Source organism: Lysinibacillus telephonicus (assembly GCF_003966145.1).
GTDB classification, from domain to species: Bacteria; Bacillota; Bacilli; order Bacillales_A; family Planococcaceae; genus Ureibacillus; species Ureibacillus telephonicus.
The window spans coordinates 1-16,915 of the sequence record NZ_RXNR01000016.1; the positions used below are offsets into that span (position 1 = coordinate 1).

Genomic DNA, 16,915 nt, shown 5'->3' on the forward strand with positions numbered 1-16,915 from the left:
GACTTGCATGTATTAGGCACGCCGCCAGCGTTCGTCCTGAGCCAGGATCAAACTCTCCATAAAAGAAAATTTGATAAAAGCTCTAAATTACACTGGCATCATATTTGATGTCCAAAATTTTTGTTTCGTTCACTGACGAGGGTCAGTTACTAAAAACTATATTTCATTAACGTTTTGTTGTTCAGTTTTCAAGGTTCATTTTGTTGTCATGTCTTAGCGACTTACTTATAATAACAAGGTTTTATATTTAAGTCAACACTTTTTCGTAAAAATATATTTTAAAGTTAAATAAAGATTAATAAGCTATTATTATATTAACTATTTAAAGAATAAGGAAATAAAATATACTTCCCTATTCTTTATTTGTAATAATTCTTGAAATGTAAAAACTACGGTTTTTTGCTAGATCAATTATCTCGCCTGTAGTCGATAATTTAACGAGAGGTCGAGTAGGCGAATAACTATTAAGGAACATAATCTCTCCGCGTTCTAAATTAGACAATTCAATCTTAGTTCCAATTGGTAAGCTTGCTACATTATCAATAAGTGCTTGTACAACTTTTATATTGAATTTGCCGAATTCGGATTCCTTTATCATTTCAATTACTTTAAAAGGAGATTCTTTCGAGCGATAAAGACGCTGACTTGTCATGGCATGAAATGTATCTGCAACGGCAATGACTTGAGAAAACAGAGAAACCTTATCCATTTTTGCTCCATCCATATATCCGCTTCCATCTAAGCGCTCGTGATGTTGATAAATCGCTACCTTCATTTCTTCTTTTATCGCTGGCAGGCTTTTTACCATTTGAAAGCTATAAAGAGGATGTTTTCGAATTTCAATGAACTCTGCTTGATTCAATGCTTCCTTTTTTTCTCTTATGCGAGTTGGTATTTTAGCCATCCCACAATCAGCCAATGCTCCGGCTATAGCCATTTGAAGTATATATCCACGTTCATACCCCATTTTTTGGGTCAATGCTGCGGAAATCAATCCAGTTGCTATGCAATGGTGATATAAATAATCCTTCGGGTTTGAATAAGCATTTAGATCAAAAATTATTGAACGATCTTCTATTATATTTTCAACTAATGGCAAAATAATTCCTCGAACCTTTGTAATGTCTACTTTCGAACCAGCTTCCCAGCCTATAAATAATTTTTTATATTCTTTTACAGCCGTACGATAGTTCTTCTCAAATGTATCAGCCGTTTTTAGGTTATCAATTAAAGTTGCTCCATAGGAAGTTCCCTCTGGTTCCAATTTATCTCTATCTTTATCTTCTTCAATTTCGGTATAAATAGGAACTTTAAAAATATGAAAAGCCTTGAATACATGTAAATGTTCCGATGAAACTTTTGTATTCTTATAAACGATTGGATATTGAGTATTAGCATAAATATCTTCTGCTACAATTTTCCCAATACGAAGGTCATTAATACCTACATATTTAGCTTCCAATCTTAAAACCCCTCTCCATATATATGTTAATTTGATTGTATCGAATTACTTTACTGTTACTTTTATGTGAAAATTATACTATATATATCTAATAAAATAATTGAACAAATTAAAATTATTTTATAACTTACAAAGATGTTAAAGAAAAAAACCAGAAACAAGTAATATTACTTGTTCCTGGTTTTAAAGTTTTCTATATTATTCATCTTCAGATTCAGAAGAATCATTTGCAGTATTTTCTACATTATTAGAAAGCTCTTCTGTTTCTATACTTTCTAATTCTTCTGTTTGTTCTTCTGTATCTTCTTCATCTTTTTTAACGCGTGCTACAGTTGCAACAAGCTCATCATCCGCTAGACGAATCAAACGAACTCCTTGTGTGCTGCGACCAATAATTGAAATATCATTGACATCCATACGGATCAACATGCCGTTAATTGTAATTAACATTAAATCTTCAGTTCCGTCTACTGTTTTAACCGCGCACATTGGACCATTTTTATCTGTAATTTGAATTGTCTTTATTCCAACACCACCGCGGCTTTGCAAACGATACTCAGATTCTGGTGTTCGCTTACCATAACCTTTTTCAGTGACTACTAAAATTTCTTGGCCAGGTTCGATAATTTCCATTCCAACTACATAATCACCTTCACGAAGTTTAATACCTCGTACCCCAGCAGCAGAACGTCCCATTGAACGGATATCTTCTTCTTTGAAACGAATTAGCATTCCTTCATGAGTACCGATTATCACTTCTTTTGTTCCATCAGTTAGACGAACAGAGATTAAATCATCCTCTTCATGTAAACTAATTGCAATTAGACCATTTGTGCGAATATTAGCAAATTGCGAAAGTTGTGTACGCTTCGTAATACCTGTTTTCGTTGTAAAGATGAAATATGCATCTTCTTTAAACTCATCAACTCGAATCATGGCTGTTACTTTTTCTTCTTTATCTAAACTCAATAAGTTAACAATTGGCAGCCCTTTCGCTGTACGTCCGTACTCCGGAATTTCATATCCTTTTGAACGGTATACTTTCCCTTTTGTTGTAAAGAATAAAATTGTATCATGCGTAGAAGTGAATAATAAATGTTCAACGAAGTCATCTTCATGTGTTCCCATTCCTTGAACACCACGACCACCGCGTTTTTGGCTGCGATACGTGTTTGCAGCAAGTCTCTTTATATAGCCATTATGCGTTAATGTAATAACAGAATCTTCACGTGGAATTAAATCTTCATCTTCTATCATTTCAATGCCGCCCATTGTAATTTCAGTTCGGCGTGTGTCATTATATTTTTCTTTAATTTCTAACATTTCAGTGCGAATAATAGCTAATATCTCTCCTTCATCGGCTAAAATAGCTTTTAATTTCGCAATTAACTCTTGAAGTTCCTGATATTCATTTTCAATTTTTTCACGTTCTAGTCCACTTAAACGAACAAGACGCATATCTAAAATTGCTTGAGCTTGTCGATCAGTTAAATTAAAGCGTTCCATTAATACTGGTTTTGCCTCTTCACCAGTACGTGAAGAACGTATAATACTAATAATTTCGTCGATATGATCAAGTGCAATTCGTAAACCTTCTAAAATATGAGCACGATCTTCAGCTTTTCTTAACTCGAATTGAGTACGACGAGTAATAACTACTTTTTGGTGCTCTAAGTAATAATGCAATACTTCCTTTAAGCTTAATACTTTAGGTTGACCATCAACTAAAGCAAGCATATTAACACCAAAGTTTGATTGCATCGCAGTATTTTTATACAAATTATTTAAAATAACATTGGCATTTGCATCTCTTCGCACTTCAATTACGATACGCATTCCACGACGATCGGACTCGTCGCGTAAATTAGTAATACCATCAATTCTTTTATCCCGAACTAATTCTGCAATTTTCTCAATCAATTTTGCTTTATTGACCTGATAAGGCAATTCATTAACGATAATTGTTTCTTTACCATTAGAACTTTGCTCAATTTCAACTTTAGCACGAACAACAATTGAACCACGACCAGTTTCATATGCACGGCGAATACCACTTCTTCCAAGTATTAATCCGCCAGTTGGAAAGTCTGGTCCTGGAATGTATTGCATTAATTCGTCTGTTGTAATAGCAGGATTCTCAGATAAAGCAATTACTGCATCAATTGTTTCTCCTAATTGATGTGGTGGAATATTAGTTGCCATACCAACAGCAATACCCGATGCACCGTTTAATAATAAATTCGGAATACGAGCTGGTAAAACAATTGGCTCTTTTTCATTGCCATCATAGTTATCTTGATAGTCAATTGTATCTTTATTTATGTCACGCAGCATTTCCATCGCGATTTTCGACATACGTGATTCTGTATAACGCATTGCTGCAGCGCCATCACCGTCTACAGAACCGAAGTTACCGTGCCCGTCTACGAGCATATATCGATAACTGAAATCTTGCGCCATACGTACCATAGCATCATAAATTGAAGAGTCTCCGTGAGGGTGATATTTACCCATAACGTCCCCTACAATACGGGCAGATTTTTTATAAGGTTTATCTGAATAATTCCCTAGCTCATGCATTCCATATAAAATACGACGATGTACTGGTTTTAAACCATCTCTTACATCTGGTAGAGCACGGGAAACAATAACGCTCATTGCATAGCTTAAAAACGATGTTTGTACTTCTTCACTAATTTTTATTCCCTTTACACCTGAGTGTTCAGTTTCAGACACTTGAAGAACCTCCTTTCAAAAAACTTATATATCTAAATTCTGTACATAAACTGCATTTTCTTCAATGAATTGTCTACGAGGTTCTACCTCATCACCCATTAATTGTTCAAATATTTTGTCCGCTTTCATTGCATCATCTAATTCTACTTGAAGCAATGTACGATTTTTAGGGTCCATTGTTGTATCCCATAACTGTTCAGCGTTCATTTCACCCAAACCTTTGTAGCGTTGTACTACTGGCTTTGGCATACTTGGTAAACGATTCAATATTTCTTGCAATTGTTCATCCGAATAACAGTACTCCACATGCTTACCTTGCTTAATTTGATAAAGCGGTGGTTGAGCAGCATACACATAACCCGCTTCAATTAGTGGACGCATGAAACGGAAGAAGAATGTAAGTAATAAAATACGAATGTGAGCGCCGTCTACGTCAGCATCGGTCATGATAACAATTTTATGGTAACGTGCTTTTTCTAAATCGAACTCTTCCCCTATACCAGTACCAAAAGCAGTAATCATAGCACGAATTTCAGCATTCGATAAAATACGGTTTAAGTTTGCCTTTTCTACGTTCAAAATTTTACCGCGCAATGGCAAAATCGCTTGGAAGTAGCGATCACGGCCTGATTTCGCAGATCCACCGGCAGAGTCACCCTCAACAATATAAATTTCAGACTCAGCAGGGTTAGTTGACGTACAATCTGCTAATTTACCAGGTAAACTTGATACTTCTAGTGCAGATTTACGACGTGTAAATTCACGTGCCTTTTTAGCTGCAACTCGTGCGCGAGCAGCCATTAACCCTTTTTCAATTATCTTACGTGCAACTGAAGGATTTTCTAACATAAACCGTTCGAAGCCTTCAGAGAATAGTGAATTCGTAATTGAACTTACTTCTGAGTTTCCTAATTTAGTTTTTGTTTGTCCTTCAAATTGTGGATCAGGATGTTTAACAGAAACAATTGCTGTTAAACCTTCACGTACATCTTCACCTGTAAGGTTAGCATCAGAATCTTTTAACATGCCATTTTTACGTGCATAATCATTAATTACACGAGTCAAAGCTGTTTTAAATCCCGATTCGTGTGTACCGCCTTCATACGTATTAATATTATTAGCAAATGAGTAGATGATAGAAGAGAATCCAGCATTATATTGCATAGCAATTTCAACTGAAATTCCATCCTTTTCGCCTCTAACATCAATTGGATCATGAATAGGTTCTTTTGATTTATTTAAATGCTCTACATATTCACGAATTCCGCCCTCGAAGTGGTAGCTATCAGAACGTACTTCCTCTTCACGTTCATCTTGAATTGTAATGCGAATACCACGATTCAAGTAAGCTAATTCTCGAATACGAGTAGCTAATATTTCATACTCATAAACTGTAGTTTCTTTAAAAATTTCTGGATCTGCTTTAAAGCGAGTTGTTGTACCAGTTTCATCAGAATCACCAATTATTTGTAAAGGCTGTACCGTTTGGCCACGTTCAAATTTAATCGAGTGAATATGACCATCACGTTTTACATAAACTTCAGTCGCAACTGATAAAGCATTTACTACAGATGCCCCTACACCGTGTAATCCTCCTGAAACTTTGTATCCTCCGCCGCCAAATTTCCCTCCGGCATGAAGAACAGTCATAATTACTTCAACAGCTGGCATACCCATCTTTTCTTGAATACTAACTGGAATACCACGACCATTATCTTCTACTCGAATCCAATTGTCTTTTTCAATAGCAACAGTAATTTTTGAACAATAACCCGCTAAAGCTTCGTCAATACTGTTATCCACGATTTCCCAAACTAAATGGTGAAGCCCTTTAGAGCTTGTGGAGCCGATATACATCCCTGGACGCTTACGAACCGCTTCTAAACCTTCTAATACTTGTATTTGATCAGCATCATAAGCTTGTTGAACTTGTTTCTCTTCTAAAGCCACCATGTTCACCTACTCTTTCATTACATCAGTATGTGTCAAAATTTAAAACCTTTATCAAAATTTCTAAAACTTTCTATGCATAATTTTAGTATTTAATTATTTTCTATTTCTCCTTGTTTCACGTGAAACATTTTTGCATGTTGTATTGTTTCATGATGAATCCCATCAACACTTGTAGTTGTGACAAACGTTTGTACTTCACCTTGAATGGTATTTAATAAATGTGATTGGCGATAATCATCTAATTCGGACAAAACATCATCTAAAAGCAAAATAGGAGCTTCTTTTGTTTCTTGCTTTATCAACTCTATTTCAGCCATTTTCAAAGAAAGTGCTGTAGTCCGCTGTTGACCTTGAGATCCATAGGTTTGAACATCATAATCATTTACTAAAAATTGCAAATCATCCCGATGTGGTCCAACTAATGTAATCCCTCTTTCCAACTCTCTCTTTTTTACTTCAGCTAGTTTTTCTTCCAAATATGTAGCCATTTCCTTTTCAGTCCAACTAGAGTTCAAACCTGTAATTGGACGATATTTGATTGTTAATTTTTCTAGGCCACGAGAAATACCTGAATGAATTTTTTCAGCCCATTCCTGTAAAAGTTCAACAAATTGAAATCTTTTACGAATAATTTGGACAGCCGATTGAATATATTGTTCTGTATAAATAGCAAATAACACATCATCTATTTGTTGCTTGCCTTGATTAATTTTAAGCAAATGATTACGCTGTTTTAATAATTTTTGAAAAGTAAGTAACTCGTGCAAATAGACAGGTGATATTTGGCCGATTTCCATGTCAATAAAACGGCGCCTTACTTGAGGGCTCCCTTTTACTACATTCAAATCTTCTGGAGCAAACATAACAACATTCATTTGCCCAATATAGTTACTTAGCTTCAATTGCTCTAAATGGTTTATTTTACCTTTTTTACCTTTTTTTGTGATGGATAATTCTATTGGAAAGCTGCCGTATCGGTTTTGCACAACACCTTCTATTTTACCATAGTCTGCTTCCCAACGGATTAATTCTTTATCGTTACTTGTTCGATGAGATTTTGCCATGGCTAAAGCATAAATAGATTCCATAACATTTGTTTTGCCCTGTGCATTTTCTCCAATAAATACGTTGATTTTTGGAGAAAAATCTAACTTTAATGTTTCATAGTTACGATAATTTGTTAATTGTAAATGCTCGATGAACATTTAGTTTTCTCCGTTCTTATTGACGATTACAAATCTACCGCAGCCAGGGATATTAATTACATCACCATGTCGTAATTTTCGTCCTCGTCGATTATCTATTTCACCGTTTACGTAGACATCATTTTCTTGTAAAAACCATTTAGCCATACCGCCAGAACTTATAGCATCAGTCACTTTTAATGCTTGGCCAAGCGTAATAAATTCTGTATCAATTACAATTTCATCCAAAGTAAATTCATCCTCCGATTCACGAACATCTATCTAACTATCATACCTAAAAACCATAAAAAAATCCAAGGAAAGCAGAAATGAGCTAGTTTAATCATGACAGTTATTCGTAAATAAAAAATAAAAAAGATAGCCGAAATGACTATCTTTTATAATTAATAAGTTCTTACAGGTAAGATTAGTTGTAATATTGCATCATCGTGTACTGAACGTAAAATGAATGGTCTCATTGCACCTGTAAATTGAATGACAACATCTTGTCCATCAATTGCCTTTAACGCTTCCATCATATATTTCGCACTGAAGGAAATTTTTAAGTGTTCTCCTTCTAATGATTCAACTTGAATTTGCTCTTCTACTTTCCCTATTTCAGGAGAATTTGATGAAATTTCAATAACGTTCCCTTCTAATGTTTCAAAACGAACTACATTATTGCGATCTTCACGAGCTAATAGAGATGCACGATCAATCGCCTGTAATAGTGATTTACCATTGATAGTAATATCCGTTTTAAATTCTTCTGGAATTAAACGAGATGTTTCTGGATAATTCCCTTCTAACAAGCGTGAGAAAAATAATACATTTTCAGTTTTAAATAAAACTTGTTGATTTGTAATAACGATTTCAACCGCATCTGTTGACTCACCAAGTATTTTATTTAATTCATTTAAACTTTTACCTGGAATAACAACTGAACTTACATCAGTTGGCAAATGTTCAAGATTTGTTTTTCTTCTAGCTAAACGATGGCTATCTGTAGCTACGCATATTAATTCATTCCCTTGAATTTGCCAGTTAACACCTGTTAATACAGGACGGCTTTCAGATGTTGCAACAGCAAAAACTGTTTCACGAATAATGGATTTTAATAAATCAGCTGGAATTGAAAATTGACGATCTGTTGAAACCTCAGGCAGTAATGGATATTCTGACGCATCAGAGCCAATAAGGTGAAACTCTGACTTACCAGAGCGAATATGTGTTTGTAAGCCGTTTGAAACTTCAATTTCCACATCATTTGTTGGTAATTTTCTAACAATCTCGTTAAACATACGTGCTTGCAAGACAATTGAGCCTGTTTCAGAAATATTGATTAATTGATCTCCATTTTCTTCGACCGGAATAAACGTTTGAATTGTAATATCAGCATCGCTACCTGTTAATGTTACTCCTTCATTCGTTACATCAATTTTAATCCCCGTTAGAATTGGAATAGTTGTCTTTGAACTTACTGCCTTCATTACATCGTTTAATCCATCTAATAAACGATCTCGCATTATATCAAATTTCATCGGTATACCTCTCTTATTAATATATTATTTTTTAAAGAATTTAAATAGATATAGTAATAGGCCTTGTGGATTTGTGGATAACCTATTTTTTAGCTATAAAAATCAATCTATCCACATGTTGATAAGTTGTGCATAAAGTTGTGTGGTATTTTTAATGTTATCCACAACCCTATTTTCCTAACATGCTGCGAATTTGTTTAATATCTTGCTGGAGAAGTTGATCTTCCTTTAACATAGATGAAATTTTCTCATGGGCATGAATAACCGTTGTATGGTCTCGTCCTCCGAATTCTTCTCCTATTTTAGGCAAAGAGAAATCTGTTAACTCCCGTGATAAATACATAGCTACTTGTCTTGGGAATGCAATTGATTTCGTCCTTCTCTTAGCAGAAAAGTCTTCCAGCTTAATGTGATAATGTTCACCAACAGCAGTTTGTATATCTAATATTGAAATCATACGTGGTTTTGAGTTTGGAATTATATCTTTTAATGCTTCAGCGGCAAGCTCGGTAGTGATATCTTTATTAACCAATGAAGAAAAGGCAACAACGCGGATTAGAGCGCCCTCCAACTCACGTATGTTTGTATCTATTTGATTTGCAATATAATGCATCACTTCGTTGGATATATCTAGTCCATCAGCTTTTGCTTTTTTACGCAAAATAGCAATACGCGTTTCTAAATCAGGTGGTGTAATGTCCGTGATTAACCCCCATTCGAAACGAGAGCGAAGGCGATCTTCCAATGTTGGAATTTCTTTAGGTGGCCGATCACTAGAAATTACGATTTGCTTTGATTCAGTATGCAAAGTATTAAAAGTATGGAAAAATTCCTCTTGAGTTGATTCTTTACCAGCTAAAAATTGAATATCATCGATTAGTAAGACGTCGACATTGCGGTATTTATTACGAAAATCTACTGCTTTGTTGTCTCTAATTGAGTTAATAAATTCATTCGTAAATTTTTCCGAAGATAAGTAAACTACTTTTGCATTTGGATTATGCTCAAGAACATAGTGTCCAATTGCATGCATTAAGTGAGTTTTACCTAATCCTACTCCCCCATAAATAAAAAATGGGTTATAGGCATTTGCCGGTGCCTCAGCAACTGCAAGTGAAGCAGCATGTGCAAATCGATTCCCAGAACCAATTACAAACGTGTCGAACGTATATTTTGGATTCAACATTCCTGGTGAAATTTCAGCATGTTCATCATTACTTTTTGTTTGGATTACCGGTACAGGCAAATCTAAACTATCATCATCCTGATCCTTTTGAACAACAAATTTAATAAGCAAGTCTTCTCCTGTTAATTCAGATAAAATGCCCGCGATTAGGTGAACGTAATGATTTTCTAGCCAATCACGAGCAAATGAGTTAGGCGCGGCAATGGTTACTGTAGACCCTTTATAGGATAGTAACTTCGTAGATTTTAGCCACGTCTCAAAGCTTGGTTTTGAAATTTTTTGTTCTACTTGAGCCAGGACATTTTTCCATAATTCTTCTAAATGTTCCAAGCTTTTTTGACTCCTTTTTATGAATTTTTTCAAACATAAAACAATATAATTTTCTATATAAGTAATAATAGAATTAATAGTAAACACATAATCACAGCATGTGGATAACTGTTATCCATATACTGTGTTAAAGTTTGTCCACAAGTTATTAACATTTGTGGATAAAATATTTCCCGTACAACATTTCCACAAAAGAAAACACATTTATCGTAACAAAAAACTATAGCTATTTCAATAGTTGGTGAAACTTATCCACACAACTATTTTTTATTCACTATTTAATTGTCCACAGGCTATGAATTTGTGAAAAAGTTGTCGATAAGTTGTGTGGATAAAAATTAAATGGAAAATATTATCCACAACCTGTCATTTTATTCAGGTGACAAAGTTGTGGATAATTATTTTGTTTAAGTTAAGTGGGGAAAAACGATGCTTCAAATAATTAATTGACAAGCCATTTCTTTTTTATATATAATGTTATGGTCTGTATGTAGGATAGAATAATTAACTTTCATTTGGAGGTGTAATATATAATGAAACGCACGTATCAACCAAAAAAACGTAAACATAGCAAAGTACACGGATTCCGCGCACGCATGAGCACAAAAAACGGACGCAAAGTATTAGCAGCTCGTCGTCGTAAAGGAAGAAAAGTATTATCAGCATAAGTCCACTGAGCCTCTTCAGTGGTCTTTTTTTTCTTCATTTTTGGAAAGAATATAAAAGAAAGTAATGATTGAAGTAGGTGTAGAAATGAAGAAGCGACAACGAATAAAGAAGAATGACGATTTTCAGAAGGTATTTAAAAAAGGAAAGTCCTTCGCAAATCGCCAGTTTGTTGTTTATTGTTTACAAAAAGAGGATCAAAGTGAATTCCGAATTGGATTGTCGGTAGGCAAAAAAATTGGGAAGGCAGTAACTAGAGTGCAAGTCAAACGCTATTTACGACAGGCCTTCTTAGAATTAAAAGATGAAATAAGACAAGATATGGATTATGTTATTATCGCCAGAAACCCGGCGGCCGCTTTAGATTTTCATGAAACAAAAAAAAGTATAGAGCATGTTTTAAAAATTGCAAAAGTCTTAAAAAGAAAATAGTTTATGAATTTTAAATATCATTTGTAATATTTTGTTCGAATATTTAGAATAAGTTAACTGCTATTAATGATAATATATTAAAATGAAACAATTAGTAGAGTGAAAGCGTAAACACATGGTAAAATAACTACAATTAAATGAATAGTGCTGTAGGAGGAAGAAGGTTGAAAAAAAGATTTTGGATTGTTCTGTCTCTAGTTTCAGTAGCATTGCTGCTTACTGGATGTTCAGAGTTTAATCAGCCAATTTCATCTGAAAGCGAAGGCTTTTGGAATGAATTTATTGTATGGCCATTAGTATCAGTTATTAAGTATTTCTCAGATTTATTAGGTTCATATGGTTTAGGAATTATCGCTGTTACGATTATCATTCGTTTAGCAATTCTTCCATTGACAATTAAGCAAGTAAAAAGTTCAAAGAAAATGCAAGAAATCCAACCTAAAATGAAAGAATTGCAACAGAAGTATGCTTCTAAAGATGCCGTTACTCAACAAAAGTATCAACAAGAAATGATGGCATTAATGCAAAATTCTGGTGTGAATCCAATGGCAGGATGTTTACCAGTAATCATTCAAATGCCAGTTTTGATTGGTTTTTATCATGCGATAAGTCGAATGGATGCAACACCTGCTTTTGATTTAGGAACTTTTCTTATCTTCCCATTAGGGGAGCAAAGTATTGTACTAGCTGTCTTAGCTGGTTTAATTCAGTTTGTCGTACTAATGACGGGACCTGCAATTGATAATCCACAAATGAAAATCATGATGTATATTATGCCGATCATGATTATTAGTTTTGGTATCGTACTACCAGCGGCATTATCGCTATATTGGGTTGTCGGAAATATCATCTCAGTTATACAAAACCTTGTTATTTATAAACCTTTTAATAAAAATAAAACAGAACCTGCTGTAACTGGAGGAGCGAAAAAGTGAATCAAACTACGCAATTAGGCGCAACAGTTGAAGAAGCGATCTCATTAGCGTTACAAAAGCTCGGGGCATCCCGTAATGAAGTAGATGTTGAAGTTTTACAAGAAGGTAAAAAAGGATTTTTAGGTTTTGGGGCACGTCCAGCCGAAGTACGTGTCACAGTAAAAGAAGTTGACTCAATTATTGAAAAAAGTGAGGAAAGTCATCAGACTGAATCAGATAACATTGCTGTAAAAGAAGTGGTTGTTGATAATATTGAGTCAGAAGATGAAGCGGTAAGCGAAAAGCAGCAAGAAGAAGATCCAGTTGAAGCCGCGAAAAGCTATTTAGTCGATATTGCAAAAGAATTAGGGATTGAAGATTTACAAATCAAAGCAGTAACTGAGGGAAAAAACATTTTATTAAAGCTAGAAAGTGAAAAAGCTGCACTTTTAATAGGGAAACGCGGTGCAACATTGAATGCTTTGCAGCAATTAACACAACTTGTCGTAAATAAAAGTGCAAAATCTTTCTTATTGGTAAAACTAGATGTAGAAAATTACCGTGAACGTCGCCAAGCAGCATTAGAACAATTGGCAGAGCGAATGGCTGATAAAGCAGTTTATACGGGAAAAAAAGTATCATTAGAACCGATGCCTTCATATGAAAGAAAAGTAATTCATAATGCATTGGCAAATCGTATTGATATTGAAACATATTCTGAGGGAACAGAGCCAAATCGCCATCTAGTTATAGAACCAATAAAATAATGTTAACAAGTGCATACAGACATTTATTGAAAGACGGTCTAAATATAGGCCGTTTTTTTGTGAATATTTTTCTTATCAACCAGAGAAATCACGAATGACAATAACTAAATCGGTCTTTTTGGCCGTTTTTATTTTGCCTAAAAGATAGGATTTTAAACCTTATAAAAATCTTTTTAACAGTTATCCACTTGTGGAAAATGCTTTGCTTTCGTATTTCGAAAAAATATGGTACCCTAAGTTGTTAGTAAATAAAGTTCGTTGAAGTTATTCACATGTGGATAACTTCGTTTGATATAAAGTAAGAAATAGCCGGATAGTACACAATAATTACATCTAGATGTAATTATTTAAGTAGGAGGATTTAATCATGGAATATGATACGATTGCCGCGATATCCACACCGATGGGAGAAGGCGCTATTGCCATTGTTCGTTTAAGCGGTGATGATGCAGTAATGATTGCTGATAAAATATTTAAAGCACCAAGTGGGAAAAAGTTAACTGAAGAAAAAACACATACAATTCACTATGGTCATTTAATCGACCCGACTACAGAGGAAGTAGTTGAGGAAGTAATGGTATCGCTTATGCGTGCTCCAAAAACGTTTACTCGTGAGGATGTAATAGAAATAAACTGTCACGGTGGGATTGTTTCAGTAAACCGAGTGCTGCAGCTTGTATTGAAAAATGGTGCAAGACTTGCTGAACCAGGTGAATTTACAAAACGTGCCTTTTTAAATTGTCGAATTGATTTATCTCAAGCCGAGGCTGTAATGGATTTAATTCGTGCGAAAACAGATCGAGCGATGAATGTAGCTCTTGGCCAAATGGATGGAAAGCTATCAAGATTAATTGGAGATTTACGCCAAGCATTAATTGAGACATTAGCGCATGTAGAGGTTAATATAGATTATCCTGAGTATGATGATGTAGAAGAAATGACAATCCCGGTATTACTTGAAAAATGTACTTGGGTGCGAAATGAAATTGCGAAGCTTTTACAAACTTCAACACAAGGGAAAATTTTACGAGAAGGACTTTCAACAGTTATTTTAGGTCGACCAAATGTAGGAAAGTCTTCGCTGTTGAATAGTTTAGTACACGAGAATAAAGCAATTGTTACTGATGTTGCAGGTACAACTCGTGATATTATAGAAGAGTATGTCAATGTACGTGGCGTACCTTTGCGTTTAGTCGATACTGCTGGGATTCGTGAAACAGAAGATATCGTTGAGCGTATAGGGGTAGAAAGATCACGTCAAGTATTGAAAGAAGCAGACTTAATCTTACTTGTTTTAAACTCTGCAGAAAATCTAACTGAAGAAGATGAACGTCTGTTTGAAACAATTAAAAATATGGACTTCATCGTAGTTGTAAATAAAACAGATTTACCGCGAAAAATCGATTTGGAGAAAGTAAAGGAACTAGCGAATGGGAGACCAATCGTGACTACTTCCATATTGCAAGAACAAGGTGTCATAGAATTAGAGGAAGCAATTGCTAAAACTTTCTTTGAAGGCCAGGTTGAATCCAGTGACTTAACATATGTTTCAAATGCACGCCACATCGCATTACTTCATCAAGCAAAAGCTACAATTGAGGACGCCATTAACGCAGCAGAATCAGGTGTACCTGTTGATATGATTCAAATTGATGTAACAAAAACGTGGGAGCTGTTAGGGGAAATCGTCGGTGATACTGTGCAGGAAAGCTTGATAAATCAGCTATTCTCACAATTCTGTTTAGGAAAATAAATTTAAAAAATAGAGAGGAAGAGACGGCATGACAACAACATATGAAGCTGGCCAATATGATGTAATTGTCATCGGTGCTGGCCATGCAGGTGTAGAATCAGCATATGCCGCAGCAAAAATGGGTGCGAAAACACTCATGGTGACAATTAATTTAGATATGATAGCCTTTATGCCATGTAATCCATCAGTTGGTGGACCAGCAAAAGGAATCGTAGTTCGTGAAATTGACGCATTAGGCGGTGTGATGGGGAAAGTAATAGATAAAACACATATTCAAATGCGTATGTTAAATACAGGGAAAGGTCCTGCAGTTCGTGCTTTACGTGCACAAGCAGACAAAGTCCTTTACCAACGTGAAATGAAACGTTTGCTAGAGGAAGAAGAAAATTTAACGATTCATCAATCAATTGTCGATGAATTAATCATTGAAGATGATACTGTTCGCGGTGTTATAACACAAACAGGTGCTATTTACCGAGCAAAAGCTGTTATTATAACAACTGGTACGTACTTGCGCGGGGAAATTATTATTGGAGAATTAAAATATTCAAGCGGACCAAATAATCAACAACCATCCATTAAATTAGCAGATAATTTGCGTGACCTTGGCTTTGAAATGGTTCGATTTAAAACTGGTACACCACCGCGTGTAGATAGTAAAACAATTGATTATAGCAAAACAGAAATTCAACCTGGTGATGATGTACCACGTGCATTTAGTTTTGAAACAACTGAGTTCATTATGGATCAAATTCCATGTTGGTTAACGTATACTAGTCCAGAAACACATCAAATTATTAACGATAATCTAGATAAAGCACCTATGTATACAGGTGCAATTACAGGTACAGGACCACGTTATTGCCCATCGATTGAAACAAAAATTGTTCGTTTTAACGATAAACCTCGCCACCAATTATTTTTAGAACCGGAAGGCAGAGATACTCAAGAGGTGTACGTACAAGGTCTATCAACAAGTTTGCCTGAACACATTCAACGTCAAATGCTTCAAACAATCCCAGGTTTAGAAAAAGCAGAAATGATGCGTGCAGGTTATGCAATCGAATATGATTCAATCGTTCCAACTCAACTATGGCCAACATTAGAAACAAAACGTATTAAAAATCTTTATACAGCAGGTCAAATCAATGGTACTAGCGGCTATGAAGAAGCAGCTGGTCAAGGGTTAATGGCAGGTATTAATGCTGCTGCAAAAGTTTTAGGAAAAGAAGAAGTAATCTTAAAACGATCAGAAGCTTATATTGGAGTATTAATTGATGATTTAGTAACAAAAGGGACAAATGAACCTTATCGTTTACTAACTTCACGTGCAGAATATCGATTATTGCTTCGCCATGATAATGCAGATTTACGTTTAACGGAATTAGGCTACAAATTAGGTTTAATTTCAGAAGAACGTTTTGCAAAATTCACTGAGAAAAAAGAGCAAATTGAAAATGAAATTGCTCGTCTTCGTGAAGTCATCATTAAACCAAATGAAACAACTCAAGCAGTTATCCGTTCTGTTGGCGGTGCAGAGCTAAAAGACGGAATTCGCGCTGCGGACTTGGTAAAACGAACTGAAATGACATATGATTTAGTTGCTTCGTTATCACCAGCAGAATATGAATTTAGCGAAGAAGTAAAAGAACAAATTGAAGTTCAATTAAAATATGAAGGATATATCCAAAAAGCATTACAACAAGTGGAAAAACTTCATAAAATGGAAAATAAAAAAATACCTGAAGACATTGATTATGATGAAATATCAAGTTTAGCAACTGAAGCTCGCGAAAAATTAAAAGAAGTACGACCATTATCAATCGCACAAGCATCACGTATTTCAGGTGTAAACCCAGCTGATATCTCTATCTTACTTGTTTATATCGAACAAGGGAAAATCGCACGAATAAGTAACGAATAAATGTTAAATGAGCGTTCGAGCACCCTCTATTTCCTCGGACGCTCGTTCATTTTTATAAAATAGGTAG

Annotated in this window: 13 protein-coding genes and 1 rRNA gene; 6 read left to right on the plus strand and 8 right to left on the minus strand. The window is 35.0% G+C overall.

Features of this window, described 5'->3' with window-relative positions; translation table 11 throughout:
- The 8 genes from EKG35_RS07385 to dnaA all read right to left on the minus strand — a co-directional run.
- Positions 1–63, minus strand: a 16S ribosomal RNA gene (locus tag EKG35_RS07385); the annotation flags it as partial.
- A gap of 289 nt (positions 64–352) precedes the next feature.
- Positions 353–1,462 carry an HD-GYP domain-containing protein gene (locus tag EKG35_RS07390; protein WP_126293804.1) on the minus strand — a complete coding sequence of 370 codons (1,110 nt, stop codon included), beginning with the start codon at positions 1,460–1,462 and terminating at the stop codon, positions 353–355.
- Positions 1,463–1,660: 198 nt separating this feature from the next.
- Positions 1,661–4,198 carry a DNA gyrase subunit A gene (gyrA, locus tag EKG35_RS07395; RefSeq protein WP_126293805.1) on the minus strand — a complete coding sequence of 846 codons (2,538 nt, stop codon included), beginning with the start codon at positions 4,196–4,198 and terminating at the stop codon, positions 1,661–1,663.
- 24 nt (positions 4,199–4,222) lie between these two features.
- The gene (gene gyrB, locus EKG35_RS07400; RefSeq protein WP_185807675.1) at positions 4,223–6,151 is read right to left on the minus strand and encodes a DNA topoisomerase (ATP-hydrolyzing) subunit B; all 1,929 of its coding nucleotides are present in this window, start codon (positions 6,149–6,151) and stop codon (positions 4,223–4,225) included.
- A gap of 89 nt (positions 6,152–6,240) precedes the next feature.
- Positions 6,241–7,356 carry a DNA replication/repair protein RecF gene (gene recF, locus EKG35_RS07405; RefSeq protein ID WP_126293806.1) on the minus strand — a complete coding sequence of 372 codons (1,116 nt, stop codon included), beginning with the start codon at positions 7,354–7,356 and terminating at the stop codon, positions 6,241–6,243.
- Positions 7,357–7,584, minus strand: a complete 228-nt coding sequence (yaaA, locus tag EKG35_RS07410) for a S4 domain-containing protein YaaA (protein ID WP_126293807.1) — start codon at positions 7,582–7,584, stop codon at positions 7,357–7,359.
- 155 nt (positions 7,585–7,739) lie between these two features.
- Positions 7,740–8,876, minus strand: a complete 1,137-nt coding sequence (dnaN, locus tag EKG35_RS07415; RefSeq protein WP_126293808.1) for a DNA polymerase III subunit beta — start codon at positions 8,874–8,876, stop codon at positions 7,740–7,742.
- 169 nt (positions 8,877–9,045) lie between these two features.
- Positions 9,046–10,392, minus strand: coding sequence for a chromosomal replication initiator protein DnaA (gene dnaA, locus EKG35_RS07420; protein ID WP_126293809.1), 1,347 nt, complete (start codon positions 10,390–10,392; stop codon positions 9,046–9,048).
- Positions 10,393–10,925: 533 nt separating this feature from the next.
- Here dnaA and rpmH point away from each other — a divergent pair.
- From rpmH to mnmG, 6 genes are all read left to right on the plus strand, one after another.
- Positions 10,926–11,060, plus strand: coding sequence for a 50S ribosomal protein L34 (gene rpmH / locus EKG35_RS07425; RefSeq protein WP_004233310.1), 135 nt, complete (start codon positions 10,926–10,928; stop codon positions 11,058–11,060).
- Between the two features lie 85 nt (positions 11,061–11,145).
- On the plus strand, positions 11,146–11,490 hold the full coding sequence (gene rnpA / locus EKG35_RS07430) for a ribonuclease P protein component (RefSeq protein ID WP_126293870.1): 345 nt from the start codon (positions 11,146–11,148) through the stop codon (positions 11,488–11,490).
- 164 nt (positions 11,491–11,654) lie between these two features.
- Complete coding sequence (yidC, locus tag EKG35_RS07435; RefSeq protein ID WP_126293810.1) at positions 11,655–12,425, plus strand: membrane protein insertase YidC; 771 nt, start codon at positions 11,655–11,657, stop codon at positions 12,423–12,425.
- Positions 12,422–13,171, plus strand: coding sequence for an RNA-binding cell elongation regulator Jag/EloR (gene jag, locus EKG35_RS07440; protein WP_126293811.1), 750 nt, complete (start codon positions 12,422–12,424; stop codon positions 13,169–13,171). Before yidC ends, jag begins: the two co-directional genes overlap by 4 nt.
- Positions 13,172–13,538: 367 nt before the next feature.
- Complete coding sequence (gene mnmE, locus EKG35_RS07445) at positions 13,539–14,924, plus strand: tRNA uridine-5-carboxymethylaminomethyl(34) synthesis GTPase MnmE (RefSeq protein WP_126293812.1); 1,386 nt, start codon at positions 13,539–13,541, stop codon at positions 14,922–14,924.
- Positions 14,925–14,952: 28 nt separating this feature from the next.
- On the plus strand, positions 14,953–16,848 hold the full coding sequence (gene mnmG / locus EKG35_RS07450; protein ID WP_126293813.1) for a tRNA uridine-5-carboxymethylaminomethyl(34) synthesis enzyme MnmG: 1,896 nt from the start codon (positions 14,953–14,955) through the stop codon (positions 16,846–16,848).
- Positions 16,849–16,915 lie beyond the last annotated feature (67 nt).

Excerpts from the sequence above, each read along its gene's own strand:
- mnmG (WP_126293813.1), top strand. The coding sequence starts at position 14,953 with ATGACAACAACATATGAAGCTGGCCAATATGATGTAATTGTCATCGGT.
- mnmE (WP_126293812.1), top strand. The coding sequence starts at position 13,539 with ATGGAATATGATACGATTGCCGCGATATCCACACCGATGGGAGAAGGC.
- gyrB (WP_185807675.1), bottom strand. The coding sequence starts at position 6,151 with ATGGTGGCTTTAGAAGAGAAACAAGTTCAACAAGCTTATGATGCTGAT.
- rnpA (WP_126293870.1), top strand. The coding sequence starts at position 11,146 with ATGAAGAAGCGACAACGAATAAAGAAGAATGACGATTTTCAGAAGGTA.
- recF (WP_126293806.1), bottom strand. The coding sequence starts at position 7,356 with ATGTTCATCGAGCATTTACAATTAACAAATTATCGTAACTATGAAACA.
- rpmH (WP_004233310.1), top strand. The coding sequence starts at position 10,926 with ATGAAACGCACGTATCAACCAAAAAAACGTAAACATAGCAAAGTACAC.
- dnaN (WP_126293808.1), bottom strand. The coding sequence starts at position 8,876 with ATGAAATTTGATATAATGCGAGATCGTTTATTAGATGGATTAAACGAT.